Origin of the sequence: Streptomyces sp. NPDC058683 (assembly GCF_042716195.1) — a bacterium.
Taxonomy (GTDB): Bacteria; Actinomycetota; Actinomycetes; order Streptomycetales; family Streptomycetaceae; genus Streptomyces.
This window is the reverse complement of record NZ_JBHXSK010000010.1, coordinates 47708-73090: the sequence shown is the minus strand read 5'-3', so window position 1 is coordinate 73090 and position 25383 is coordinate 47708. Positions and strand designations below refer to the sequence as shown.

The window sequence follows — 25383 nt, the reverse complement described above, 5'->3', positions numbered from 1 at the left end:
CGCATTCCAGGTCGTCATGGGTGATGCCGCTCGTTCACGTTCCGGTCCGACCATCCCAGGTCGCGCAGGTCCCGCCACGCGGCGGGGCTCGGGCGCCGTTGCCGCCAGTAGGCATGGAAGTACAGCTGAGCCGACAGCCGGTACAGGCGTCGGCGCAACTCGGTGCGACCGGGTTGCTGGGCGAGCTGTCGGTAGGTGGCGCTCCACTCCTGCTGTGCCTGGGCAAGGTCGGCGGGAAACTGTCGCATGACCAGATTCAAGCACGTGTTCGATTTTTGGGGCCAGCATCAAGGCGACGGGCGGCCGCGTGGTTGTGACTGAGCAGCTGTTGCCGCAGGTCAGGGCGCGGAGAGGCGTGGTGCCTCGCCTAAGAGACGTGGGCCGAGGCCCGGGGTGGGCGGACTTTTGCCGGTACGGCCCGCCCACCCCGGCGGTCAGTCGGCCGCGACGATCTCGTTCACGATCCACGCGCCGAGTTCTTCGGTCATGGTGGTGTGTCCTTCGTTGCGGCCGGCGCACGCGAAGGCGTCGAGTGCGCTGTGGTCCGGTGTGACCGGCCGGTAGAGCGCCTTCGGGTCCTTGATGTCGCCGGCGGCGACGGCGCTGATGCTGGGGATGAAGCAGGACGTGGTGATGACGTCCGGGTCCACCTCGTTGCCGATGAGGGCCATGAGGAGGGCGGCCAGGCCGAAGCTGCCGGTGTCGCCCGCAGGAGACGGCATGGTGAACAGGCCCCCGGGAGCACCGTCGATCTCGGGCAGCCCGCTGGTGCGAACCGATACCGGCTCGCCGCCGGTCTTCTGCAGGCGTGCGACGACCTGCTCGCCCTGTGCCTGGGTCTTGAGCCACGTGTCCTGCAGCGTGTCACCGTTGCACTTCACCGCGGTCGCGCCGGCCTTGACGCCGTTGCCGGTGCCGGTGTCCACGCCGTTGGCGACACCGATCTTGCGGACGTTCCGCGGCCATCCCCCGACCTCGTCGAGCGCCCGGAGGAACGCCACCCGCTCCGATGCCTGCTCCGGGGTGTCGCCGACCTTCTCGATGTGCCACCGCGCCATCTGCTTGGCGGCGGGGCTGTTGAGCAGCCCGGAGAACTGGCGCAGGACGGGGCCCACGCCGGGAGCGTCCCCCCACTCGTCCGTCGCGAAGTGCGTGAACGCCTGGATGCCGACGGGGAACCACGCACCATGGTGCGGGGTGTCGTAGGAGAGGTAGACCGACGTCTCGTGGTCGGGAAGCTTGGGGTCCTGCTCCATCTTGGCCAGCGCGTAGCGGGTGACCAGTCCGCCCATGCTGAATCCGCCCACGACCAGCTTCGCACTGCCCACCCGCTCGGCGACGGCCCGCCGGATGCAGTCGATGGCGGTGTCGGCGTTGTCCGTGATCGAGGCCGTCCGGTCGTGGTAGCCGAGGATGATCACGTCACGGCCGGCCGCGTGCAGTTCGGAGATGAAGCGGAAGTCGCCGTTCTCCTCCAGGCCGTACCAGAGCTGGTCGAGGTTGCTCGACCCGCTGGAGAAGCCGTCGGAGAGGATGACGGGCCTGATGAGCTGCCGGCGGTTCAGCGGGCTGTAGTAGACCCAGGCCGTTCCGCCGGCGAGGGGCCATTCGTCATGGGGTTCCGGAGCGGGGGGATACGAGGAGCGGGCCCCGGGGGCGACCGGGCCCCAGACGTCAACGACGGGTGCGGACATGATCGATCGACTCCTTGCGCGTTTCACGGGTTCGCCGAATGGCCGGTCACGCAGTCATCGCGAGATCGCGACCACCTGACACCATGGTCGCAGAATGTGCACAGACGGCTACTCGTAGTTCTCGTGATGCCGTTCCCGTCCTGCATCACCGGTAGCCCCGTCAAGGCCGGCGGGTCAGGGGCCTGCTCGAAGTCGGCCCGACAGCCCGCCTCTCAATCGGTTCCCGAAACCCCCCGACCCGGGCGGCCGCATCGGGGTCGCCGGGGACCCATCAGCCCGAGCAGACGCGGCTTGACCGCACGGCTGGCCGACTGAAGTGCTCAGTGGCCAACTGGCCGACCACGGCTGTTGTGATGGGGCGGGGTAGCTGGCCCGATTGGCCATGCAGACGCTCAGTCGGCAAGTGTGGATGAGGTGCTGTCGCGACCCGAGCCTTCCCGCCTCACCTCCAGGTCACGGTACGTAGCCTCAGTTGGTCCTGGCCGCGGTTCCGTCTCGGAGGGCAGGATCACGGGGTGGGAGGAGGCGCCTCGCGCCGACGCGACCTCGGCCGAGGAGTTCGAGAGGGTATGGCTGGACGCCCGACGGGCCCTCGGCGCCACCCCACCGCCCCGGGCTCCGGGCGGATGACGGCCGCCACCGCGTCCGTCCCGGAGTGCCAGGGTCTGCCGGCCGGCCTGCACGAGTGCTCGGGCGACCGGCTGAGTATGCGGCTGAGGCCGTCCTCGGCGGCGAGCCGCTTCCCGCGTGGGAACGCGATCAGCCCCAGGGCGTGCTGGGGAGCCGACCCCACGGACCTTGGCCCGGTATCACGGTCAGTACCGGCGGTGCAGCGCTCGGCTGTTCAGCACTCGGCTGTTCAGTGCCCGGCTGTTCAGCGGGCTGGTTCGCCGTGCCCGGGGCCTGTGCGGCTCCGGTGGCCCACAGCTGGTCGACACGGGAGCGCTCGGTGGCGTTCGGGTAGCGGTTGGTGCAGGAGGGGCCGGCGGTGCCGCCCGACATCAGCTCACTGCACGGTCCGCCGTAGTCGTCCGGCAGGCCCAGCACGTGCCCGGTCTCGTGGGTGACGACGCGGACCGAGTCGTACTGCCGGCTCTGGGTGTAGTCGATGAAGATGTAGCCGCTTCCGTGGCCGTTGGTGGAGGCGTAGGACCCGCGCTGGTCGTTGCCCTCGTAGTAGGAGAAGTCGGCGCCGCTCGACGCCTCCTGGAGCTTGACGTGGGTCTCGGAGCTGTTCCAGATCGCGGCCGCGCTCGATATCTGCGAACGGAAGCTCGGTGCCCGGGTGTCGTCGTAGTAGATGGTTACCGCCTGCGCGTCGGGCTGGGCGGCGCGCTTCTCGGCGACCGACTTGAGCACGGCCTCGAAGAACGCCTTGTTGTTCGCGGCCTCCTCACCCGACCCGTCGTACCGCGCCACGGAGGTACCGGTGGAAGCGGACGGGGTGGCGGCCGTCTGGGCACTCGCCGGCACCGTCGCGCCCAGCGCGCTGGAGGCCAGCCCCAGACCGAGAGCGAGGAGTCTCGCGGGTATTCGGGACGACTTCATGTGGGGGGCTCCTACTCACTCGGTGACGCCGAGCGCCCGGTGCGCGGTCGAATCTGCGGGAAACACCGGTGCTGAACTGCGGCGACGTCCTGTGGGTCGTCATTCTTAGGACGGCTTGACAGGGAGCGCAAAGGGTCCCCGCCACTAGGTCGCCTAGTAGGTCCCAGGACCTCGCCGGAGCAGTGCGAGGCTCTCCGGTCCGCATAGGGCGACGGGCGGAAAATCTGTCGCGGCGTCAGAAGCCTTACGCCACACGGCAGCGGGCGCGCCGGCCGGCCGGGCGGAGTTCCGGAACCCGCGTCGCGATCCGCATCCGGGCCAAGACGGACAAATGCTTAAATGTCTGCCACGTCGTGTCTACTAAGTACGCCGGTTGATTGGCGGAGCGCTGTGACCGACGTCATAAAACATGGGCTTCCATGACTTTTGCGCTCCATCGGCCCCGAATCGCCCCTCAGGGAGTCACCTTCGGTGCTGGTCGGCGTCCTTCCCGCACACAGAAGCGCCCGCCCCTGTCACCGGGCGGGCGCGTTCGTGCCGTGCGGGATGCCTGCGCGAGGGTCAGCTGATCAGCCCCAACTCCCGCGCGATCAGCATCCGCTGTACCTCGCTCGTGCCCTCGCCGATCTCCAGGATCTTGGAGTCGCGCCACATGCGGGCCACCGGGTACTCGTTCATGAAGCCGTAGCCGCCGTGGACCTGGGTGGCGTCGCGGGCGTTGTCCACGGCGACGGTGGAGGAGTACAGCTTGGCGAGGGCCGCCTCCTTCTTGAAGGGTTCCCCGGCGACCAGCCGGGACGCCGCGTCGCGCCAGGCCAGGCGGGCCGTGTGGGCCTTCATCTCCATGTCGGCGATCTTGAACTGGATGGCCTGGTTGGCGCCGATCGGGCGGCCGAAGGCGTGCCGTTCCTTCGCGTACTTCACCGACTCGTCCACGCAGCCCTGGGCCAGGCCGGTGGCCAGGGCCGCGATGGCGACGCGGCCCTCGTCGAGGATGCGGAGGAACTGGGCGTAGCCGCGGCCCTCCTCGCCGAGCAGGTTGGCGGCGGGGACCCGGACGTCGGCGAAGGACAGCTCGCGGGTGTCCGAGGCGTTCCAGCCGACCTTGGAGTAGGGCGCGGCGACCGTGAAGCCGGGGGTGCCCGACGGGACGATGATGGACGAGATCAGCGGCTTGCCGTCGGGCTTGCGGCCGGTGACCGCGGTGACGGTGACCAGACCCGTGATGTCCGTGCCCGAGTTGGTGATGAAGCACTTGGTGCCGTTGATCACCCATTCGTCGGTGGCCGGGTCCAGGCGGGCGGTGGTGCGGGTGGCGCCCGCGTCGCTGCCGCCGTCCGGCTCCGTGAGGCCGAAGGCGCCCAGGAGCTCGCCGGAGCACAGGCGCGGGAGCCATTCGCGCTTCTGGTCGTCCGTGCCGAAGAGGTGGATGGGCATGGCGCCCAGGGAGACCCCGGCTTCGAGCGTGATCGCCACCGACGAGTCGACGCGGGCCAGTTCCTCCAGGGCGATGCCGAGCGCGAGGTAGTCGCCGCCCATCCCGCCGTACTCCTCGGGGAACGGCAGCCCGAACAGGCCCATGCGGCCCATCTCGCGGACGATCTCGTACGGGAACTCGTGCCGTTCGTAGAAGTCGCCGATCTTCGGCGCCACGACGTCGTGGGCGAACTCCTCCACCGTGCGGCGGAGTTCGTCCAGTTCGGGGGAGAGGCGGTGGTCCATGGTCGTCACTCCTGGTGGGAGAGGGCGCGGACGGTACGGGACGGGCTGGGTCGGCCCAGTTGTTCGGCCATCCACACGCTGGTGGCGGTGAGTTTGCCGAGGTCGACTCCGGTCTCGATGCCGAGGCCCTGGAGCATCCAGACCAGGTCCTCGGTGGCGAGGTTGCCGGTGGCGGACTTGGCGTAGGGGCAGCCGCCGAGCCCGCCGGCGGACGCGTCGACCGTCGTCACGCCGTGTTCCAGGGCCGCGTAGGTGTTCGCGAGCGCCTGGCCGTAGGTGTCGTGGAAGTGCACGCCGATGACGTTCGTCGGCACGCCTTCCTCGTTGAGGAGGGACAACAACTCCAGGGTGTGACCCGGGGTGGCCACACCGATCGTGTCGCCGAGGCTCAGCTCGTCGCAGCCCATGTCCCGCAGCGCCTGGCAGACGCGGACCACCTGGTGGAGGGGGACGGCGCCCTCCCAGGGGTCGCCGAAGCACATCGAGACGTAACCGCGGACATGGGCGCCGGCGTCCTTCGCCTGCCGGACCACCGGGTCGAAGACGGCCAGCGACTCGTCCACCGTGCGGTTGAGGTTGGCCTTGGCGAAGGACTCGGTGGCGCTGGCGAAGACGGCGACCCGGCGGGCGCCGAGGGCCAGCGCCCGGTCCAGGCCGCGCTGGTTGGGCACGAGGACGGGGAGCGCCACCTCCCGGAGATCCGAGAGGCGGGGGAACAGGTCCTCCGCGTCGGCCAGTTGGGGCACCCACTTCGGGTGTACGAAGCTGGTCGCCTCGATCGTCGTCAGGCCCGCGTCGGCCAGCCGGTGCACGAACTCGGCCTTCACCTCCGTGGGGACCGTCGACTTCTCGTTCTGCAGCCCGTCGCGTGCGCCGACCTCGTGGATCCTGACGCGGGCGGGCAGGTCGGTGGCCGGTACGACCATGGGGAGGCCGGTCTCCGGGGTGGTCATGCGGTCTCCTCCTCGTGCGGGGCGATCACGGCCAGCACCTGGTCCATGGCGACCGTGGCGCCCGGTTTCACATCCAGTTCGGCGACCGTGCCGGCGTGCGGGGCGGAGATGACGTGCTCCATCTTCATCGCCTCCACCACCAGCAGGCTCTGCCCGGCGATCACCTGATCCCCGACGGCGACCTTGACGACGGTCACCGTGCCCGGCATGGGTGCGGTGAGCGAGTCGGCGCCCGCGTGCGCGGCCCGGTTCAGCGACGCGGCGACCGGGTCGTGGTCGCGGACCTGCCAGGCGTCGCCGTCGCGGCCGATCCAGTCGGCGGTGTGGACGAAGGTGTGGCGGACGCCGTCCAGGGTGACCGACACCCGGTCGGGGGCGACGGAGTGCGTGCCGCGCGGGACGTACTCCACCGGGTCCTGCACCCGCAGGTGGAAGCCGACCGGCCTGGGCGTGCCGCCGAGCCGCCAGCCGCTGGGCACCGAGAAGGGGTCCGTCCAGCCCGCACCGGCGACGGGCTTCAGCGCCTCCAGCCGTACGGCCGCGGCCGCCTCGTACACCTCGTCCGGTACGTCGGTGGAGACCAGCTCGTCCACCACCCGCTCCACCAGCCCGGTGTCCAGCTCGCCCGCCACCACCGCCGGATGGGCGAGGAGCCGGCGCAGGAACCCGGCGTTGGTCCCCACGCCCAGCGTGACCGTCTCCGCGAGGGCCCCGCGCAGCTTGCGGAGCGCGGTCTCCCGGTCCGGGCCGTACGCGATCACCTTGGACAGCATCGGGTCGTAGAGGCTGCCGACCTCGGTGCCCTCGCTGAGCCCGGAGTCGGTGCGGACGCCGTCGCCCGAGGGCTCGTTCAGCAGCAGCACCGTGCCGCCGGTGGGCAGGAACCCGCGCGCCGGGTCCTCGGCGCAGACCCGGGCCTCCACCGCGTGCCCGGTCAGCCGGACGTCCTCCTGCGCGAACCCGAGCCGCTCCCCGGCCGCCACCCGCAGCTGCCACTCCACCAGGTCGAGGCCGGTGACGAGCTCGGTCACCGGGTGCTCCACCTGGAGGCGGGTGTTCATCTCCATGAAGTAGTACGACGAAGGGTCGCCGCCCGGCACGATGAACTCCACCGTCCCCGCGCCGCGGTACCCGCACGAGCGCGCCGCCTGCACCGCCGCCTCGCCCATCGCGGCCCGCGTCGCCTCGTCCAGCAGGACCGACGGCGCCTCCTCGACGACCTTCTGGTGCCGGCGCTGGAGCGAGCACTCGCGCTCGCCCAGGTGCACCACGTTCCCGTGGCCGTCGGCCAGTACCTGGATCTCGATGTGCCGGGGGCGGTCGACCCACCGCTCGACCAGGAGCGTGTCGTCGCCGAAGGAGGCGCGGGCCTCGCGGCGGGCGGCGGCGATCTCCTCGTCAAGGAGCGTCAGGTCCCGCACCAGCCGCATGCCCTTGCCGCCGCCGCCCGCGGACGGCTTGAGCAGCACGGGTGCACCCAGCGCGCGGGCGGCGTCCGCGAGTTCGGGGTCACGGCCACCGGGCACCACCGGCACCCCGGCCGCGCTCACCGTCTCCTTCGCGCGGATCTTGTCGCCCATCAGCGCGATCGCGTCGGCCGGCGGGCCGATGAACACCAGCCCCGCCTCCTCGCAGGCACGCGCGAAGGCGGCGTTCTCGGCGAGGAAGCCGTACCCGGGGTGGACCGCCTGGGCACCGCTCACGGCGGCCGCCTTCAGCAGCCGCTCCACGGACAGATAGCTCTCGCCCGCCGGCGCCGGACCGAGCCGTACCGCCGTGTCGGCCTCCCGGACGTGCCGGGCGTCCGCGTCGGCGTCGGAGTACACGGCCACCGAGCGCACGCCCAGCGAGCGCAGCGTACGGATGACCCGGACGGCGATCTCGCCCCGGTTGGCCACGAGTACGGTGTCGAACACGAGTCCCCTCCTCACATCCGGAAGACGCCGAACTGGGGCTCACCCAGCGGCGCGTTGCCACAGGCCGTCAGAGCGAGGCCCAGTACCTGGCGGGTGTCGAGGGGGTCGATGACCCCGTCGTCCCAGAGCCGGGCGGTCGCGTAGTAGGCGTTGCCCTGGCGCTCGTACTGCGCGCGGACGGGCGCCTTGAAGGCCTCCTCGTCCTCGGCCGGCCAGGACTCTCCCCGGGCCTCCAGCTGGTCCCGCTTCACCGTGGCGAGGACCGACGCGGCCTGCTCGCCGCCCATCACCGAGATCTTGGCGTTCGGCCACATCCACAGGAAGCGGGGGGAGTAGGCCCGGCCGCACATGGAGTAGTTCCCCGCGCCGTACGACCCGCCGACCACCACCGTCAGCTTCGGGACGCGCGTGCAGGCCACGGCCGTCACCATCTTGGCGCCGTGCTTGGCGATGCCGCCGGCCTCGTAGTCCTTGCCCACCATGAAGCCGGAGATGTTCTGCAGGAACACCAGCGGGATGCCGCGCTGGTCGCACAGCTCGATGAAGTGGGCGCCCTTCTGGGCGGACTCGGAGAAGAGGATGCCGTTGTTGCCGATGATCCCGACCGGGTGGCCGTGGATGCGGGCGAAGCCGGTGACCAGGGTCTGCCCGAACTCGCTCTTGAACTCGGCGAACCGGGAGCCGTCCGTGATCCGGGCGATGATCTCGCGCACGTCGTAGGGGGTGCGGGAGTCGACCGGGACGGCGCCGTAGAGGCCGTAGGGATCGACCTTCGGCTCGGCGGCCGGGGCGGTCTCCCAGGGCAGGGAGCGCCGGGCGGGGAGGGTGGCGACGATGTTCCGGACGATCCTGAGCGCGTGCGCGTCGTCCTCGGCGAGGTGGTCGGTGACGCCGGAGACGCGGGAGTGCACCTCGCCGCCGCCCAGCTCCTCCGCCGTGACGACCTCACCGGTGGCGGCCTTCACCAGCGGCGGGCCGCCGAGGAAGATCGTGCCCTGGTTGCGGACGATCACCGCCTCGTCGCTCATCGCCGGTACGTACGCGCCGCCGGCGGTGCACGACCCGAGGACGGCCGCGATCTGCGGGATCCCCGCGCCCGACATCCGGGCCTGGTTGTAGAAGATCCGCCCGAAGTGGTCCCGGTCCGGGAAGACCTCGTCCTGCATGGGCAGGAAGGCGCCGCCGGAGTCCACCAGGTAGAGACAGGGGAGCCGGTTGTCGAGGGCCACCTCCTGGGCCCGCAGGTGCTTCTTCACGGTCATCGGGTAGTACGTGCCGCCCTTGACCGTGGCGTCGTTGGCGACGATCACGCACTCGCGCCCGCTGACCCGCCCGATCCCGGCGATCACGCCGGCCGCCGGGGCCGCCCCCTCGTACATCCCCTCGGCGGCCAGCGGGGCCAGCTCCAGGAACGGCGAGCCGGGGTCCAGCAGTGTGTCCACCCGGTCCCTGGGCAGCAGCTTGCCGCGTGCGGTGTGCCGGGCCCGCGCCTTCTCGCCGCCGCCCAGCGCGGCCGCGGCGAGCTTGCCGCGCAGCTCCTCGACGAGGACGCGGTGCGCCTCCTCGTTGGCCCGCCAGGCCTCCGAGGCGGGGTCTGCCGCGCTCGTCAGCTCCGGTGCCTGGTCCATGCCCGCGATCCCCTCACTTTGTTAATGAGCGTTAACGCATTTCCCTCAGGTTAACGACCGCTAACCTCCCTGTCTAGAATTGCCCTCATGGTCACGAGAACCGATGCCCCGACCCGTCGCGAGCAGATCCTCAAGGAGGCCGCCCGGCTCTTCGCCGAGCGCGGCTTCCACGGTGTCGGCGTGGACGAGATAGGCGCCGCGGTCGGCATCAGCGGGCCCGGCCTCTACCGGCACTTCCCGGGCAAGGACGCGATGCTGGCGGAGCTGCTGGTGGGGATCAGCGGGCAGCTGCTGACGGGCGCGAAGCGGCGGCTGGCGGAGGCCGACGGGGAGACCGTGCCCTCGACGGTCCTGGACTCCCTCATCGAGGGCCACATCGACTTCGCCCTCGACGACCGCCCGCTGATCACCCTGCACGACAGGGAGCTGGACCGCCTGCGCGACAGCGACCGCAAGCTGGTGCGCCAGCTCCAGCGCCAGTACGTCGAACTGTGGGTGGAGGTCCTCCGCGAGGTCTATCCCGCCCTGCCGGAACCCGCGGCCCGCTCGGCGGTCCACTCGGTCTTCGGCCTCCTGAACTCGACCCCGCACCTGGGCCGGCCGGGTTCCCTGCCGGGGCGCGGGGCGACGGCGGTACTGCTGCACCGGATGGCGAGGGGCGCGTTCGAGGCCGCGGCGGCGTGATGAGCGTTACCCCCATCCCCCCGGCTCGCGCCCTGGACCCACCCGCCTACCCACCGGTACGGTGAAGTCTGAGCAAGCGCTTAGACAGATGAACCGTGCCTGGAGGTGGCGGCCGTGCGCCGTACGTTGTTCAACGAGGATCACGAGGCGTTCCGGGAGACCCTCCGCGCCTTCATCGAGGCCGAGGTCGTACCGGTGTACGACGAGTGGTTCGCGGCCGGTCAGGCGCCCCGCGACTTCTACTACAAGCTCGCCGAGCTGGGTGTCTTCGGCATCCGCGTCGACGAGGAGTACGGCGGCGCCGGCATCGACTCCTACAAGTTCGAGGCCGTCCTGTACGAGGAGACCGCCCGCGCCGGCATCTCCTTCGGCGGCTCCGGCGTGCACGTGCTGCTCGGCCTGCCGTACATAAAGCTGCTCGCCAACGACGAGCAGAAGAAGAAGTACCTGCCGAAGTTCGTCTCCGGCGAGGAGATGTGGGCCATCGCGATGACCGAGCCGGGCACCGGCTCCGACCTCGCGGGCATGAAGACCACCGCCAAGCTCTCCGAGGACGGCACCCACTACGTCCTCAACGGCGCCAAGACCTTCATCACCGGCGGTGTGCACGCCGACCGCATGATCGTCTGCGCCCGCACCTCCGCGCCCACCAAGGAGGACCGCCGCCACGGCATCTCCCTGTTCGTGGTCGACACGAAGGCCGAGGGCTACTCGGTCGGCCGCAAGCTCGACAAGCTCGGCCTGAAGACCTCCGACACCGCCGAGCTGGCGTTCGTCGACGTCAAGGTGCCCGTCGAGGACCTCCTCGGCGAGGAGAACAAGGGCTTCTACTACCTCGGCCACAACCTCGCCTCCGAGCGCTGGGGCATCGCCTTCGGCGCCTACGCGCAGGCCAAGGCCGCCGTGCGGTTCGCCAAGCAGTACGTGCAGGAGCGGGTGGTCTTCGGCCAGCCCGTCGCCGCCTTCCAGAACACCAAGTTCGAGCTGGCCGCCTGCCAGGCCGAGGTGGACGCGGCCGAGGCCGTCGTCGACCGCGCCACGGAGGCCCTGGACGCCGGCGAGCTGACCCCGGCCGAGGCCGCCAGCGCCAAGCTGTTCACCACCGAGGTCGCCCACCGGGTGATCGACCGCTGCCTCCAGCTGCACGGCGGTTACGGCTTCATGAACGAGTACCCGATCGCCCGCCTGTACGCGGACAACCGCGTCAACCGCATCTACGGTGGCACCAGCGAGATCATGAAGACGATCATCGCGAAGGACATGGGCCTGTAAGGTCCGCGTAATTACCGGCCAGTAGAAAAGGTGCCATGAACGAGGCACTGAATGATCTCCTCGATCTGCTCGACCTGGAGCAGATCGAGGAGAACATCTTCCGAGGCCAGTCCCGGTCCGCCGTCGTCCCGCGCGTGTTCGGCGGGCAGGTCGCGGCCCAGGCGCTGGTCGCCGCCGGGCGCACGGTCCCGGCGGACCGGCACGCCCACTCGCTGCACGCGTACTTCCTGCGCGCCGGCGACCCGGGCGCGCCCATCGTCTACAACGTCGAGCGGATCCGCGACGGCCGCTCCTTCACCACCCGGCGCGCGGTCGCCGTCCAGCACGGCAGGCCGATCTTCGCCCTCTCGGCGTCCTTCCAGCTGTACGAGGACGGCCTCGACCACCAGACCCCGATGCCGCCCGCGCCCGACCCGGAGACCCTGCCCACCTCGGCGCAGCGGCTGCGCGGCTACGACCATCTGCCGTCCGCCGTGGTGGAGAAGTTTCTCGAGGCCCGCGAGGCCATCGACCTGCGCTACGTCGACGAGCCGCCGTACGGGAAGTTCGGCGAGCCGCGCGAGCCGCACAGCCAGGTGTGGTTCCGGACCAACGGCAAGCTCGACGACGACCCGCTGCTGCACGTCGTGCTCGCGACCTACGTCTCCGACATGACGCTGCTGGACTCCGTGCTGCTCGCGCACGGCCGCGGCGGCTGGGCCGTCGGGGACGTGGTGGGGGCCTCGCTGGACCACGCCATGTGGTTCCACCGGCCGTTCCGCGCCGACGAGTGGCTGCTGTACGACCAGGAGTCCCCGTCGGCGTACGGCGGCCGCGGGCTCGGCCAGGCCCGGATCTACACCCAGGACGGTTCACTGGCTATTTCCGTGATCCAGGAGGGTGTGGTCCGCGTCCCCAGGTAGAACTGGGGGCATGTCCCAAGTCGAACAGAGTGGCGGAGCCGACCAGCGCGGCGGAGCCGAACAGGGCGGCGGCGAGAGCACCGCCACGGTGATCGTCGCCGCCGTCGCCAACCTCGGGATCGCCCTCGCCAAGGCGGTCGCCGGGGTGATCAGCGGGTCCAGCGCGATGCTCTCCGAGGCGGCGCACTCGGTCGCCGACACGGTCACCGAGCTGCTGCTGCTCACCGCACTCAAACGCAGCGAGAAACCCGCCGACGAGGAACACCCGTTCGGCTACGGCCCCGAGCGGTACATCTGGGCCATGCTGGCCGCCGTCGCCACCTTCGTCGGCGGCGCGGTCTTCTCCCTCTACGACGGCATCCACACCCTGACCGCGGGCGAGGAGCTGGGCAACCCGCTGGTCTCGTACATCGTCCTCGCGGTCGCCTTCGTCCTGGAGGCGTTCTCCCTGCGTACGGGGCTCAAGCAGGCGTACGGGGAGGCGGCCCGGTTCCGGGTGTCGTTCAAGCTGTATCTCCGGCGCACCCCCGACACCGCCGTGAAGGCCGTGGTGATGGAGGACTCGGCGGCGCTCGTCGGCCTGGTGCTCGCGGCCGGCGGCCTGCTCGGCGGGCAGCTCACCGGCTCCGGCGTCTGGGACGGCCTCGCCTCCCTCCTCATCGGCGTGCTCCTGCTGTACGTCGCCTGGGTGCTGGGCCGGTCGAACGCCGAGTTCCTCATCGGCCGGCCGCTGCCGAAGGCCGTGCGGGAGCGGATCCGGGCGGAGCTGCTGGAGTCCGAGCACATCGTGGCCGTACTGGAGCTGACCACCCTGGTGCAGGGCCCGAACGAGGCGCTGGTCGCGGCCAAGGTGGACTTCCGGGACGTGTCGACGGCGGCCCAGATCGAGTGGGCCTGCGAACGGGCCGAACAGCGGCTGCGGGCCGCGTTCCCCATGATCGGCCGGGTCTACCTGGACCCCACTCCGGGGCCCGCGACCTCGGTCGATAACGGGCGGTGATCGCTCGAAGTGCCGGGCGACTTGTCCGAGATTAAGCTCTATGAGTGAAATGCCGCACAGTGCATGTGCCGCATAGCGGACGTGCCGCGTAGCGGACGTAAGTCCGGCAGAAAGGTATTTCCCATGCGAGTACAGCGCGCGAGGCGCATCGCCGCGATGTCCGCCGCCGGCCTGATGCTGGCCGGTGGAGCCGCGATCGGCGCCGCGGGCACCGCCTCGGCGGCCCCCGCCTCCACTCACCAGAGCGTGGTCACCGGCGGCTTCGGCTGCAACTCCCGCTTCGGCGGCGGATTCAACAACTGCCGTGGTTACGGCGGCTTCGGCTACGGCGGCGGCTACGGCTTCGCCCCCGTCGCGGTCGTCCCCGTCGTGGTCGTCCCCACCGTCGGGTACGGCGTCGGTGGCTTCGGTGGCCTCGGCTACGGCGGCTTCGGCTACGGCGGGTTCGGGTTCTGAGCCGACCGGACGCGAACAGACACCAAGCCAATTCAGGGTCTAGGCCAGGCCACGAGGTGCGGTTCCCGTGCGCGGGGGCCGCACCTCGCCCGGTCCGGCGCGGTTACGCCAGACCCGCCTCGGACAGCAGGTACGCGGTCATCGGGTCGTAGTACCGCGGGCTGAGCACGTGGTCGTCGAGCGGTACGGCCACCTGGAGGGTGCCCTCCGCCTCGGCGAGGAACAGCGCCGGGTCGTTGCAGTCGGCGTATCCGACCGAGTCCAGGCCCACCTGCGCCGCGTACCCCGCCCAGCCGTGGTCGGCGACGACCAGGTCGGGCCGCGGGCGGCCCTCGCGCTCGAGCCCGCTCAGGATGGCCTTCATCGGCTCACCGGAGTGGGTGTGCCACAGCGTCGCCCCGTGCTCCAGGACGGCCACGTCGGCGAACTGCATGACGTATCCCTCGTCCGTCTGCAGCCCGTCCGGGATGACCACGATCTCGCAGCCGGCGGTGCGCAGCGCGGCCGCCGTCGCCCGGTGCACGTCCAGCAGGCCGCCCGGGTGCCCGGTCGCGAACAGCACCCGCTGCCGCCCCTCGGCGGCCTTGCGCAGCCGCGCCGCCAGCCGGTCCAGACCGTCCACGGTCAGCTCGGGGTCGATGGTGTCCTGGCCGTACCGGTACTCGGGGTCGTCGTTCACCCCGACCCGCTCGGCCATCACGGCCAGCACGTCCTGCTCGTCGGTCCAGCGGTCGCCGAGTTCCAGTCCAAGCCACCAGTTGCGCTCGCCGTTGGCCAGCTTGCGGTAGTGGAGCAGGTTGTTCTCGCGGGGCGTGGCGACATCGCCCGCGATACGGGTCTTCACAAGGTGCTCGACGAGCTCGGCGCGGCTGGGTGTCCCGGGTATCGGCATGGCTCCATTTTGACATCCTCCCCCTTCTGGAAAATGGGGATCCCAACCCATGTGGGTTGAGGTTCACGGGCGCTCGAACGGCCAGTGGCCGCTGTCACCCCTCCGGCACCGGCTGTTCGCCGGGGGCGGGGGATTCCGCCCTGTCCTGCCGCGACGTTGACTGCTGCGTTCTCGTCGGCGTTGCAGGTGAAGCCGCAGGACACGCAGACGAAGTCGGCTTGGCTCTTGCGCGACTTCTTCTCGATTCTCCCGCAGGCACTGCACCGCAGAGACGTAAAGGCGGCGGGGACATCCTCCACTCGGCTGGGGGCCTTCTCCTCCGTGCGCTGCCTGAGCAGGCCCCAGCCCTGGGCGAGGATGGCCCGGTTCAGTCCGGCCTTCTGCCGGACATTCTTGCCTGGGCGTTCCACGGTGCCCTTCGCGGAGCGGGTCATGACCTTGATGTTCAGTTTCTCGAAGCGGATGAGGTCGTACGACTTGGCCAGCATGGTGGACGTCTTCTCGCCCCAGTCCTTGCGCCGGTTGGCCTCACGCGCTTTGAGTCGGGCGACCTTCGCATGTGAGTCTGCCTTGGCCGCACTGCCCCTCGGGGCACGGGCGGCACGTCGCTCGTGCTTGCGGAACTGGGCGCGTTCCTTGACCGTGAGCTGCGGACAGTTGAGCTTCCGGCCGTCCGAGAGGGCGGCTGTGATCTTCACACCTCGGTCGATGCCGATGACCTTGCCGGTGCCGGGTGCGTCGACCGGCTCGGGGATGACAGCGAACGCGATGTGCCACTGATTGCTCCGGAAGGTGACGCGGAACGTCTTCGCCTGCGGCAGCACGCTGCCTTTGCCCTTGCGGGACAGTCTGAACCGGACCCATCCACAGCCGGGCACCTTTGCCTGCGCCCACCGACGGTTGAGTTTCTGCACCACTACCGAGCGGCCCATAACCTGCTTGCTCGTCTTCGGGTTCAGCTTCGGACGGCCGTCCGGATCGACTTCGGGTACGAGGTTGGTGCCGATGACGCGGAAGCCCTCGTGCACGTGCTTTCTGCGCCAGGTCGGCTCACCGGACCCGGATCTGAACCGGGCAGTCTTGGCCTTGGCGAAGTCCTTCAGGGCCTGCTGCTGCACGACTGCGTTCCCGGCTCCCAGCCACTCGTTCTCGCGCCGGGCCTCGGTGAGTTGGCGGCACTGCTCGGCGAAGCCGGGCGCGGACTTCCGGCCCGGACGCCAGTGCGCATGCTGCTCAACGGCAAGGTTCCACACGTACCGGGCGTGCGCGCAATGGTCGAGCATGATGCTCGCCTGCGTGCTTGTGGGGTACATCCGGAACCGTGCCATGCCGCGAACCTAGCTACTGCATTCCCCTCTCGCGCGGGCAATCGATCGGTATCACCCGAGTGAGTGATCAGACATTCGTGTCGCCCGAACGGCAACCGGTCGGCATTCCCTGCCTGGCGGTGAAGGTGATCACTCCTGCCGCAGTGCGAACCACAGCTCCATCCGTACGTCCGGGTCGTCGAGTTCGGTGCCGAGGAGGGCCGCGCAGCGGGCGATGCGCTGGCGCACGGTGTTGCGGTGGACGGAGAGTGCCACCGCCGTGCGGTCCCAACTGCCGTGCAGGGAGAGCCAGGTGCGGAGGGTGTCGACGAGGGCGGGGTGCTCCGCGAGGGGGCCGAGGAGGGCGCGGGCGTGGGCGTGGGCCTCCTCTGCCGGGATCAGGTCGCCCAGTGCGGGGCGGGTGCTGTGCCGGACCAGGGGGGTGCGGGTCGCTCGGGCGCGGGCCAGGGCGTGGGCCGCTTGCGCGGCGGCGGCCGGGAGTTGGTGTGCGGGTACGGGGGCGCTGACGCCCAGGGTCCAGCCGGGCTGTGGTTCGGGTTCTTGGGTGGTGGGGAGCAGGATGCGTATGACTTCCCCTACGGGGTCGATGAGAGTCGAGCCGAGTGAGGCGCCTAGTGCGGTGGCGGCCAGGAGGTCGGGCGGGTGCGGGTGGGGTGTGGCTGGTCGCGCAGTTCCCCGCGCCCCTAGAAGCAGGTGGGTACCGTCCCGTTGGTCATTCCGACAGGCATCTACGACGAACCAGGTGTCGCCCCTGCCCAGCAGTGGCGCCACCTCCTCCGCCGTACCACCCAGCAGGAGCCGTACGAGTGCCGCGTTGCGGGCCGCGCCCGAGCCGCTGTGCTGTTCGCCGGTGAGGAGGGTGAGCAGGACCGTGGCCACCGAGGCGATGGTGTGGTCGCCCGGTTCGCGGGCCGGGGCGGCCACCCCGAGCACGAAGCCGGTGCTGAGGGTGTAGGCCGCGAGGTGGACGCCCGCCGTGGCGTGGGTCGCCGAGGTGGGGGTGCCCGGGCCCGACGGTCGTACCACCTCCGTCAGCTCGGCCAGCGAGTCGCGTACCGGTGCCTCCGGCTCTCGTCCCGCCGACGCGATCTCCGCCCCCTCCGGGCCGTACAGGGCCGTCCAGCCGCCCACCCGCTGGGCCAGCTGCCGCAGCACCGACGGCACCGGGTCGGGGCGGGCGGCGGCGGTCGCGAGGCTCTGCTGGGCCTCGGTGACCCGGCGCAGCTCGGCGAGGCGGGCCTGGGCCATCAGCTGCCAGACCGCGCGGGCGACGGCGGAGAAGGTGGTCCCCGGCGGGACCTCGACGAGCGGGAGGCCGTACGCCTCGCAGGCCGCGACGAGCGCGCGCGGGACGGTGTCGTGGACGGGGGCCACCCCGAAGCCGAGGGCGGCGCCGCCGGCCGCCACGATCCGTGAGACGTAGTCGTCGAAGTAGGTGCCCGAACCCGCCGCGTCCGGGATGTGCACCCCGGCGGTCAGCAGCAGCTCCCCGCCCAGCAGGTAGGGGTACGGGTCGGCCATTTCCGAGGTGTGCGCCCAGTGGATCACCAGGGACGGGTCGGACGGCCCGGCGATCTGGCGCAGGGCGAGGTCCTCACGGGCCAGCAGGGCGGCGAGGGGCACCGGGGGCGTGGGCGGAACGGCGGGGTCCGGCATGGTGTGCGTTCTCTCCATCCGGCGGGGCTCGAATAGATGAAACGTACACTTCGCAGCCGCTTTCCGGCCACCTAGTGTGGCCGTCACCCGCCGGCGAGACCCCCAGCGAAGGAGGGCCCTGTGGCCGTCGACTACGCAGTGATCGTGATCTATCTGGCCGGCATGCTGGCCATGGGCTGGTGGGGCATGCGCCGTGCCAGGTCCAAGAGCGACTTCCTGGTGGCGGGCCGCCGCCTGGGCCCCGCCATGTACTCCGGCACCATGGCCGCGATCGTCCTGGGCGGCGCGTCCACCATCGGCGGCGTGGGCCTCGGCTACCAGTACGGCCTCTCCGGCGCCTGGATGGTCTTCACCATCGGCCTCGGGCTGCTGGCCCTCTCGGTCTTCTTCTCGGCCCGGATCGCCCGCCTCAAGGTGTACACGGTCTCCGAGATGCTGGACCTGCGCTACGGCGGCCGGGCCGGCGTGATCTCGGGCGTCGTGATGTGGGCGTACACCCTGATGCTCGCCGTCACCTCGACGATCGCGTACGCCACGATCTTCGACGTCCTCTTCGACATGAACCGGACGCTCGCGATCGTCATCGGCGGCTCGATCGTCGTCGCCTACTCGACGCTCGGCGGCATGTGGTCGATCACGCTGACGGACATGGTGCAGTTCGTCGTCAAGACCATCGGCGTGCTCCTCCTGCTGCTGCCCATCGCGGTGGTCAAGGCCGGCGGCTTCTCCGAGATGAAGGCCAAGCTGCCCACGGCGTACTTCGACCCGCTGGGCATCGGCGGCGAGACGATCTTCACCTACGTGCTGATCTATACGTTCGGGATGCTCATCGGCCAGGACATCTGGCAGCGCGTGTTCACGGCCCGGGGCGACCGGACGGCGAAGTGGGGCGGCACGGTCGCCGGCACCTACTGCCTGGTGTACGCCCTCGCCGGTGCCGTGATCGGTACGGCCGCCAAGGTGCTGTACCCGAAGCTGGGCAGCCCGGACGACGCCTTCGCCACCATCGTCAAGGACGAACTCCCCATCGGGGTGCGGGGGCTGGTGCTGGCCGCCGCCCTGGCCGCGGTCATGTCGACCTCCTCCGGCGCGCTGATCGCCTGCGCGACCGTCGCCAACAACGACATCTGGTCGCGGATCCGGGGGAAGGGCAGGTCCGGTGACCATGACGAGGTGCGGGGCAACCGCGTCTTCATCCTGATCATGGGCGTCGGGGTGATCGGCACGGCCATCGCGCTCAACAACGTCGTCGAGGCGCTGACCGTGGCGTACAACCTGCTGGTCGGCGGTCTCCTGGTGCCGATCCTCGGCGGGCTGCTGTGGAAGCGCGGCACGGTCCAGGGCGCCCTCGCCGCCGTGACCGTCGGCGGCCTCGCGGTGATCGGCCTGATGGCGGGCTACGGCATCCTCGCCAACGAGCCCGTCTACTACGGCCTCCTCTCCTCGCTGGCCGCGTATGTCGCCGTCTCCCTGGCGACCAGGCCGACCGACGCGACCGTGCTGGCCAACTGGCGGGATCGGCTCGCGGGCCGCGCCGCTCCCGAACTCGTGTCCGAACCGGTCCCGGCCGCCCAGTAAAGTCGTAGACAGAAGCAGTGCATACGCGACGAAGCGTAGGAAAGAAGGCATGACCCCATGAGCAGCAACGAGACGCCCCGCGGCCCCGTCGACTCCTCCCGCATCCCGCGGTACGCCGGTCCCGCGACCTTCGCGCGGCTGCCCCGCCTCGACGAGGTCCCCGCCGCCGACGTCGCGGTGGTGGGCGTGCCGTTCGACTCCGGTGTCTCGTACCGGCCGGGCGCCCGCTTCGGCGGCAACGCCATTCGCGAGGCGTCCCGGCTGCTGCGCCCCTACAACCCGGCGCAGGACGCGTCCCCCTTCGCCCTGGCGCAGGTCGCGGACGGCGGGGACATCGCCGTGAACCCGTTCAACATCAACGAGGCGGTCGAGACGATCGAGGCGGCGGCCGACCAGCTGCTCGGCACCGGCGCCCGGCTGATGACCCTGGGCGGCGACCACACCATCGCCCTGCCGCTGCTGCGTTCGGTGGCCAGGAAGCACGGCCCGGTCGCCCTCCTCCACTTCGACGCCCACCTGGACACCTGGGACACCTACTTCGGCGCCGAGTACACCCACGGCACCCCGTTCCGCCGGGCGGTCGAGGAGGGCATCCTCGACACCTCGGCCCTCTCCCACGTCGGCACCCGTGGCCCGCTGTACGGCAAGCAGGACCTGACCGACGACGAGAAGATGGGCTTCGGCATCGTGACCTCGGCGGACATCTACCGCCGGGGCGCCGACGAGGTGGCCGACCAGCTGCGCCAGCGCATCGGCGACCGCCCGCTGTACATCTCGATCGACATCGACTGTCTGGACCCCGCTCACGCCCCGGGCACCGGCACGCCCGAGGCCGGTGGTATGACGTCCAGGGAACTGCTGGAGATCCTGCGCGGACTCTCCTCCTGCAACCTGGTGTCGGCGGACGTCGTCGAGGTGGCCCCCGCGTACGACCACGCGGAGATCACGTCGGTGGCGGCCTCGCACACGGCGTACGAACTGACCACGATCATGACTCGACAGATTGCCGAGGCTCGTTCGAAGTGACCCACGACCACGACCTGGTACTCCGCCCGACCGAGGCGCAGACAGCGGCCGCCCTGAACCCGCCCGCCGGCCGCAACGGCGGGGACCTGGTCGTGGAGACGCTGGCCGGGCTCGGCGCGACGACGGTCTTCGGGCTGCCCGGCCAGCACGCCCTCGGCATGTTCGACGCCCTGCGCCGCTCGTCGCTGCGCTATGTCGGCCTGCGGGTGGAGAACAACGCGGGCTTCGCGGCGGACGCGTACGGCAGGATCACCGGCGAGGCGGCCCCGCTGCTGCTGTCGACCGGCCCCGGCGCGCTGACCTCGCTGGCCGCGCTGCACGAGGCGGCCTCCGCCTCCGCGCCCGTCCTCGCGATCAGCAGCCAGATCCCCACCGCGGGCCTCGGCGGCGGCCGCCACGGCTACCTCCACGAACTCCCGGACCAGGCGGCCTCCTTCCGGGGCGTGGTGAAGTCGGTGCACACCGTCCGCACCCAGTCGCAGATCCCCTCCGCTCTCGCGGCGGCCTGGAAGTCGGCCCTTTCCGCCCCCCACGGCCCGGTGTGGGTGGAGATCCCGCAGGACGTGCTCCTCGCGGAAACCGCGCTGCCCGTGGTGACGGCGGTGGACGCGACCCCCGACGAACTCCCGCCGCGCCCCGAACTGACGGCGGTGGCGGCCGACTTGCTCTCGCGCGCGGCCCGCCCGGCGATCATCGCGGGCGGCGGAGTGGTACGGGCGGACGCCTCCGGCAAACTGCGGCAGCTGGCCGAGCAGCTGAACGCCCCGGTCGTCACCACCTTCGGCGGCAAGGGCGCCTTCCCCTGGAACCACCCGCTCTCCCTCCAGTCCTGGCTGGAGGACCGTCACACCACGGACTTCCTGGAGGACGTCGACGTCCTTCTCGTCGTCGGCTCGGGACTGGGCGAACTCTCCTCCAACTACCACACGTTCAAGCCGCGCGGCCGGGTCGTCCAGATCGAGGCGGACCTCGGCAAACTGGAGTCCAACCACCCGGCGCTGGGCATCCACGCGGACGCGCGCCTCGCCCTCCAGGCGCTGCTGGAGACGGTGACCCCGCGCGAGGACGACCAGGCGGCGGACCGGGTACGGGACCTGCTGTCCCGGGTCTCGGAGCGCATCGCCGCCCAGGAACTCACCCTGGAGCAGGACGTGCTGGCGGCGGTCCGCCGGGCCCTCCCGCGGACGTCCCCCTCCTTCTGGGACATGACGATCCTGGCGTACTGGGCCTGGTCGGCGTTCGACGCACAGTCCCCGAACCTCATGCACTCCGCCCAGGGCGCCGGCGGCCTCGGCTACGGCTTCCCGGCGGCCCTCGGCGCGGCCGCCGCCGACCCGACCCGCCCGGTCCTCGCGGTGTCCGGCGACGGCGGCGCCCTCTACTCCATCGCGGAGCTGGCGACCGCGAGGCAGCACGACCTCCCGGTGACCTGGCTGATCGTCGACGACGGCGGCTACGGCATCCTCCGCGAGTACATGACCGACGCCTTCGGTGAGCCCACGGCGACGGAACTGGCCCGCCCCGACTACGTGGCCCTGGCCGAGTCCTTCGGCGTGCCCGGCGTCCGCACCACCCCGGAGACCCTGGAGACGGACCTGGCGAAGGCCCTCGCCACCCCCGGCCCCTCGGTGGTCGTACTCCCGGCCCTGCTCCGGATGTTCGCGCCGACGCATCTGGGCTGAGCCACCCGTCCGGCGGAGGTGTTCCCGTGCTCCGGCGGGCGGAACGGCCGTGGTCACTGGCGCCGTGGGCCATGACCGGGTGAACCGGTCGTCCGGCATCACCGGCCGGTGCCCGGCACACGCACAGGCCCGGCACCCCGGCGGCACCGGGGATCGCCAAACCTTACGGACACCTGTCGATCCACGCATCAGGTCTTGACAGGAAGCTCCTGCCATCACAGCCTTTGGCAACGTTGTCATTGTGCTCGGTGCGGGTCGTACGCAGCCGGTTCGGCTTGCCCTGCCTGCTTTCTGATGGGACGTCAGAATCATGACCGGTCAGCCGGATCCGTCGCGCGGTCAGCCGCCCCTCGACAACCTGCCCGTGACATCGCCCGGTCCCCGCCGCAGGAGAGGGAAACCCATGCCACGTCCGTTCTCGAGGCGGGCCCGGCGTGTTCTGGCACGCCTGGCCGGTCTCGCGGTGATCGCCGCCGCCACGCTCGGGTCCGCCCCGCCGCTCGCGGCCGGACCGGGCGCCGCCCGGGCCGACGACGGCGGCGCCCGGGTCCACGCCGCGCCCGACGGGCACGGCGGCTCGTGTTCCGCGCGGCAGCCCTGTTCCCTTCGGCAGGCGAAGGCCTCGGCCGCACGCCTGGCCGCGCGGACCGCGGGTGACGTCCATGTGCAGCTGGCCGGCGGAACGTACCGGCTCGACGCGCCGTTGCGCTTCGGCCCGGGGGACTCCGGCCGCGGCGGCCACCGCATCGTGTGGGAGGCAGCCCCCGGCGCCCGGCCGGTCGTCAGCGGTGGCGTCCCCATCGACGGCTGGCACCGGGACGCCGACCGTCCGGCACTCTGGTCGGCCCCGGTGCCCGCAGGGCTGGACACTCGTCAGCTGTACGCGGACGGACAGCGCATCCCGCGGAGTTCGGGTGCGAGCCCGGTGGCGCTGACCCAGACCGCGGACGGTTTCCAGGCGGCCGACGACACCCTCGCGTCCTGGCGGAACCCGTCCGGCATCGAGTTCGTCTTCGACGGCGGTCACGGTGCGTGGACGCAGCCGCGCTGCGGTGTCGCCGCCATCACCGGACGGACCGTCACCATGCGCCGGCCGTGCTGGTCGAACATGAAGCTGCCGAGCACACCGACGGCACCGGACGGCGACAGCCCCGCGGGCGGGTTCCCCTCACTCGGCGACTCGGCCACCCCGAGCAGGATCGAGAACGCCTACGAACTCCTCAGCCCCGGCACCTGGTACCTCGACCGGGCCCGGCACACCGTCTACTACCAGCCACGGCCCGGGCAGGACCCGGCGGCCATGCACTTCGTCGCACCCGTGCTGGAGCAGTTGGTCACCACCTCCTCGACGGCCGACGACCCGCTGCACGACGTCGTCTTCCGCGGCATCACGTTCGCCTACACCACCTGGCGTGCGCCCAGCGGCGACGACGGCTTCGTCGAGATGCAGGCGACCATGCACCTCACGGGACCGGACGGTGCCACGAGGCAGGGCCTGTGCCAGTACGTGTCCCCGCCGGGCAGCTGCCCGTTCGCCGCGTGGAGCCGCCCGCCGGCCGCCGTGGACCTGGTGGGCACGCGGAACGTCTCGATCACCGGCAACGTCTTCGAGCACCTCGGCGGCGCCGGTCTGGGCACCTATCACGGTGCCGACCACGACCTGGTCTCCGGCAACGAGATCACGGACGTGTCCGGGAACGGGATCCAGTTCGGTACCACCGACGACCCGCAGCCGACGCGGTTCGCCACCGACCTCGCCGCCGGACGGCCGGTCACCCGGTCCTCGGGCGGCAGGACACAGAACCCCTGGTGGCAGGTCGATCTCGGCGGTGCGAAGCGGCTCTGGCAGACGACCGTCACACCGGTGGCCGGCAGGGAGCTGAGCGACTTCTGGGTGTTCGTCTCCGCCACGCCCTTCGACACCCGTCTGACGCCGCAGCAGCAGGCGGCCCGACCCGGCGTGCACGCCACTCACCGGACCGGCACGGCGAGCGGCCCGGTCGTCGTGCCGACCGACGTCACCGGCCGGTACGTCATGATCCAGCGAGCCGACGTAGGACACTCCCCGGCCCTCGCCAAGGTCGTGGTCGGCTCAGGGGCGGAGATGTCGGTCGGCAACACCATCACGGACAACTACGTCCACGACGTCGGCGTGGAGTACACCGGCGCCGTGGGCATCTGGGCCGGATACGCGCGCGCCACCACGATCAGCCACAACGAGATCAGCGATCTGCCCTACAGCGGCATCAGCTTCGGCTGGGCCGGCTGGCACACCAACGCGGTGACCCCGTGGACGAACCCGAACATCCAGGCCGACAACGTCATCTCCGGGAACGTCGTCCACAACGTGATGGGAGTCCGGCAGGACGGCGGGGCGATCTACACCAACGGCCCCCAGGGACAGAACCTCCAGCACGGCCTGACGATCCGGGACAACGTCACCTTCGGCAACAAGCACACCAACTTCGCCTACTACAACGACGAGGGCGGCGCGTACATCGTCATGGACGGCAACGTCCAGTACGCCGACAGCGGTTCCTTCAACGGCGGCTGCTCGACCACGGGCCACATCGTGGTCAGCAACTCCTACCGGGTCGGCGACCTCAACCGCTACGTCTGCGACAACGTCGGCACCGACTTCGTCGACGGCGGCGGCAACGTCGTCATCCCGTCCGACCCGGGGCCGGGCACCGTCCCGGACCGGGTCTTCGCCGGAGCCGGCCTGCGGCCGGGCTTTTGGAGGCTGACGACCTCCGCGCCCCCGGACGTGGAGGTGGTCAGCCCGATCGGCGACGGCCGGCTGCTCGTCTCCGGCAGCGGCTTCACGCCGACGTCCACCGTCGCGGTCGACGGCAGGACGGCGGCGCGGGTCACCTACATCGGCCCGAACCAGCTGGCGGCGCAGCTGCCGCCCGGCGTCTTCGACGGCACCGTCACCGTCACCACCCCGGCGGGCACCAGCACCCCCGACGACAGCGACTACACCTACGACCCGGCGAACGACATCGCGCGGGGCAGGCCGGCGACGCAGTCCTCCACGGCCTTCGACGGCCCCGCCGCGCACGCCGCGGACGGGGACACCGACGGCGCGTTCGGCTCCGGCTCCGTCTCGCACACCGACCACGACCGGTACGCCTGGTGGCAGGTGGACCTCGGCTCCGCGCAACCGCTCGGCAGCGTCAACCTCTGGAACCGCACCGACTGCTGCACCGAACGGGCCACCGACTACTGGGTGTTCGTGTCGGACACACCGCTGGACCACTCGCTCTCTCCCGAGCAGCAGGCGGCCCGTCCCGGCGTGTGGTCGAGCCACCGGCCCGGCACCATGGGCCGCCCCACCAGGCTGCCGGTCACGGCGTCCGGACGCTACGTGACGGTCCAGCTGTCCGGCACCGACTACCTGACACTCGCGGAGGTCCAGGTCTTCCCCGCCCGCTGAACGCCGG

At 71.0% G+C, this 25383-nt stretch carries 18 protein-coding genes and 1 pseudogene; 9 read left to right on the top strand and 10 right to left on the bottom strand.

Annotated features, from left to right (window positions below; all coding sequences use genetic code 11):
• Nucleotides 1–14: 14 nt before the first annotated feature.
• From ACFWXC_RS12850 to ACFWXC_RS12820, 7 genes and pseudogenes are all read right to left on the bottom strand, one after another.
• Nucleotides 15–248: a hypothetical protein gene (locus ACFWXC_RS12850; protein WP_384477474.1), complete on the bottom strand. Its 234-nt coding sequence runs from the start codon at nucleotides 246–248 to the stop codon at nucleotides 15–17.
• Between the two features lie 186 nt (nucleotides 249–434).
• The gene (locus tag ACFWXC_RS12845; protein ID WP_384477471.1) at nucleotides 435–1694 is read right to left on the bottom strand and encodes an esterase/lipase family protein; all 1260 of its coding nucleotides are present in this window, start codon (nucleotides 1692–1694) and stop codon (nucleotides 435–437) included.
• An 867-nt stretch (nucleotides 1695–2561) separates the two neighbouring features.
• Nucleotides 2562–3242 (bottom strand): annotated as a pseudogene (gene snpA, locus ACFWXC_RS12840) (snapalysin); the annotation flags it as partial.
• Between the two features lie 561 nt (nucleotides 3243–3803).
• A complete protein-coding gene (locus ACFWXC_RS12835; RefSeq protein ID WP_384477468.1) occupies nucleotides 3804–4964 on the bottom strand; it encodes an acyl-CoA dehydrogenase family protein in 1161 nt (386 codons plus the stop codon).
• Between the two features lie 5 nt (nucleotides 4965–4969).
• Nucleotides 4970–5917, bottom strand: a complete 948-nt coding sequence (locus tag ACFWXC_RS12830; protein ID WP_384477465.1) for a hydroxymethylglutaryl-CoA lyase — start codon at nucleotides 5915–5917, stop codon at nucleotides 4970–4972.
• Nucleotides 5914–7833: an acetyl/propionyl/methylcrotonyl-CoA carboxylase subunit alpha gene (locus tag ACFWXC_RS12825; protein ID WP_384477462.1), complete on the bottom strand. Its 1920-nt coding sequence runs from the start codon at nucleotides 7831–7833 to the stop codon at nucleotides 5914–5916. Before ACFWXC_RS12825 ends, ACFWXC_RS12830 begins: the two co-directional genes overlap by 4 nt.
• 11 nt (nucleotides 7834–7844) lie before the next feature.
• Entirely contained in the window at nucleotides 7845–9461 is a 1617-nt protein-coding gene (locus ACFWXC_RS12820; RefSeq protein ID WP_384477459.1) for a carboxyl transferase domain-containing protein, read from the bottom strand.
• An 87-nt stretch (nucleotides 9462–9548) separates the two neighbouring features.
• On the opposite strand from ACFWXC_RS12820, the gene ACFWXC_RS12815 reads away from it, so the two are divergent.
• From ACFWXC_RS12815 to ACFWXC_RS12795, 5 genes are all read left to right on the top strand, one after another.
• The gene (locus tag ACFWXC_RS12815) at nucleotides 9549–10145 is read left to right on the top strand and encodes a TetR/AcrR family transcriptional regulator (protein ID WP_384477456.1); all 597 of its coding nucleotides are present in this window, start codon (nucleotides 9549–9551) and stop codon (nucleotides 10143–10145) included.
• Between the two features lie 114 nt (nucleotides 10146–10259).
• Nucleotides 10260–11417: an acyl-CoA dehydrogenase family protein gene (locus ACFWXC_RS12810; protein WP_384477453.1), complete on the top strand. Its 1158-nt coding sequence runs from the start codon at nucleotides 10260–10262 to the stop codon at nucleotides 11415–11417.
• Nucleotides 11418–11452: 35 nt separating this feature from the next.
• Complete coding sequence (gene tesB, locus ACFWXC_RS12805) at nucleotides 11453–12319, top strand: acyl-CoA thioesterase II (RefSeq protein WP_384477450.1); 867 nt, start codon at nucleotides 11453–11455, stop codon at nucleotides 12317–12319.
• A gap of 10 nt (nucleotides 12320–12329) precedes the next feature.
• Entirely contained in the window at nucleotides 12330–13319 is a 990-nt protein-coding gene (locus tag ACFWXC_RS12800; protein WP_384477447.1) for a cation diffusion facilitator family transporter, read from the top strand.
• A gap of 123 nt (nucleotides 13320–13442) precedes the next feature.
• Nucleotides 13443–13775, top strand: a complete 333-nt coding sequence (locus tag ACFWXC_RS12795) for a hypothetical protein (RefSeq protein WP_384477444.1) — start codon at nucleotides 13443–13445, stop codon at nucleotides 13773–13775.
• Nucleotides 13776–13878: 103 nt separating this feature from the next.
• Here the strand turns inward: ACFWXC_RS12795 and ACFWXC_RS12790 are convergent, their stop codons facing one another.
• The 3 genes from ACFWXC_RS12790 to ACFWXC_RS12780 all read right to left on the bottom strand — a co-directional run bounded on the left by ACFWXC_RS12790 (nucleotide 13879) and on the right by ACFWXC_RS12780 (nucleotide 17651).
• Nucleotides 13879–14667 (bottom strand): phosphatase, encoded by a 789-nt coding sequence (locus ACFWXC_RS12790; RefSeq protein WP_384477442.1) that lies wholly within the window; start codon nucleotides 14665–14667, stop codon nucleotides 13879–13881.
• Nucleotides 14616–15995, bottom strand: a complete 1380-nt coding sequence (locus ACFWXC_RS12785) for an RNA-guided endonuclease InsQ/TnpB family protein (protein WP_384477439.1) — start codon at nucleotides 15993–15995, stop codon at nucleotides 14616–14618. The genes ACFWXC_RS12790 and ACFWXC_RS12785 overlap by 52 nt, the downstream gene beginning before the upstream one ends.
• A gap of 129 nt (nucleotides 15996–16124) precedes the next feature.
• Nucleotides 16125–17651 (bottom strand): helix-turn-helix domain-containing protein, encoded by a 1527-nt coding sequence (locus ACFWXC_RS12780; protein WP_384477436.1) that lies wholly within the window; start codon nucleotides 17649–17651, stop codon nucleotides 16125–16127.
• Between the two features lie 120 nt (nucleotides 17652–17771).
• On the opposite strand from ACFWXC_RS12780, the gene ACFWXC_RS12775 reads away from it, so the two are divergent.
• From ACFWXC_RS12775 to ACFWXC_RS12760, 4 genes are all read left to right on the top strand, one after another.
• Nucleotides 17772–19229, top strand: coding sequence for a sodium:solute symporter (locus ACFWXC_RS12775; RefSeq protein ID WP_384477433.1), 1458 nt, complete (start codon nucleotides 17772–17774; stop codon nucleotides 19227–19229).
• Nucleotides 19230–19286: 57 nt separating this feature from the next.
• Nucleotides 19287–20255 carry an agmatinase gene (gene speB, locus ACFWXC_RS12770; protein ID WP_384477430.1) on the top strand — a complete coding sequence of 323 codons (969 nt, stop codon included), beginning with the start codon at nucleotides 19287–19289 and terminating at the stop codon, nucleotides 20253–20255.
• Nucleotides 20252–21937: a thiamine pyrophosphate-binding protein gene (locus ACFWXC_RS12765; RefSeq protein WP_384477428.1), complete on the top strand. Its 1686-nt coding sequence runs from the start codon at nucleotides 20252–20254 to the stop codon at nucleotides 21935–21937. The genes speB and ACFWXC_RS12765 overlap by 4 nt, the downstream gene beginning before the upstream one ends.
• 403 nt (nucleotides 21938–22340) lie before the next feature.
• Nucleotides 22341–25376: a discoidin domain-containing protein gene (locus tag ACFWXC_RS12760; RefSeq protein ID WP_384477425.1), complete on the top strand. Its 3036-nt coding sequence runs from the start codon at nucleotides 22341–22343 to the stop codon at nucleotides 25374–25376.
• The last annotated feature ends 7 nt before the right edge of the window (nucleotides 25377–25383 follow it).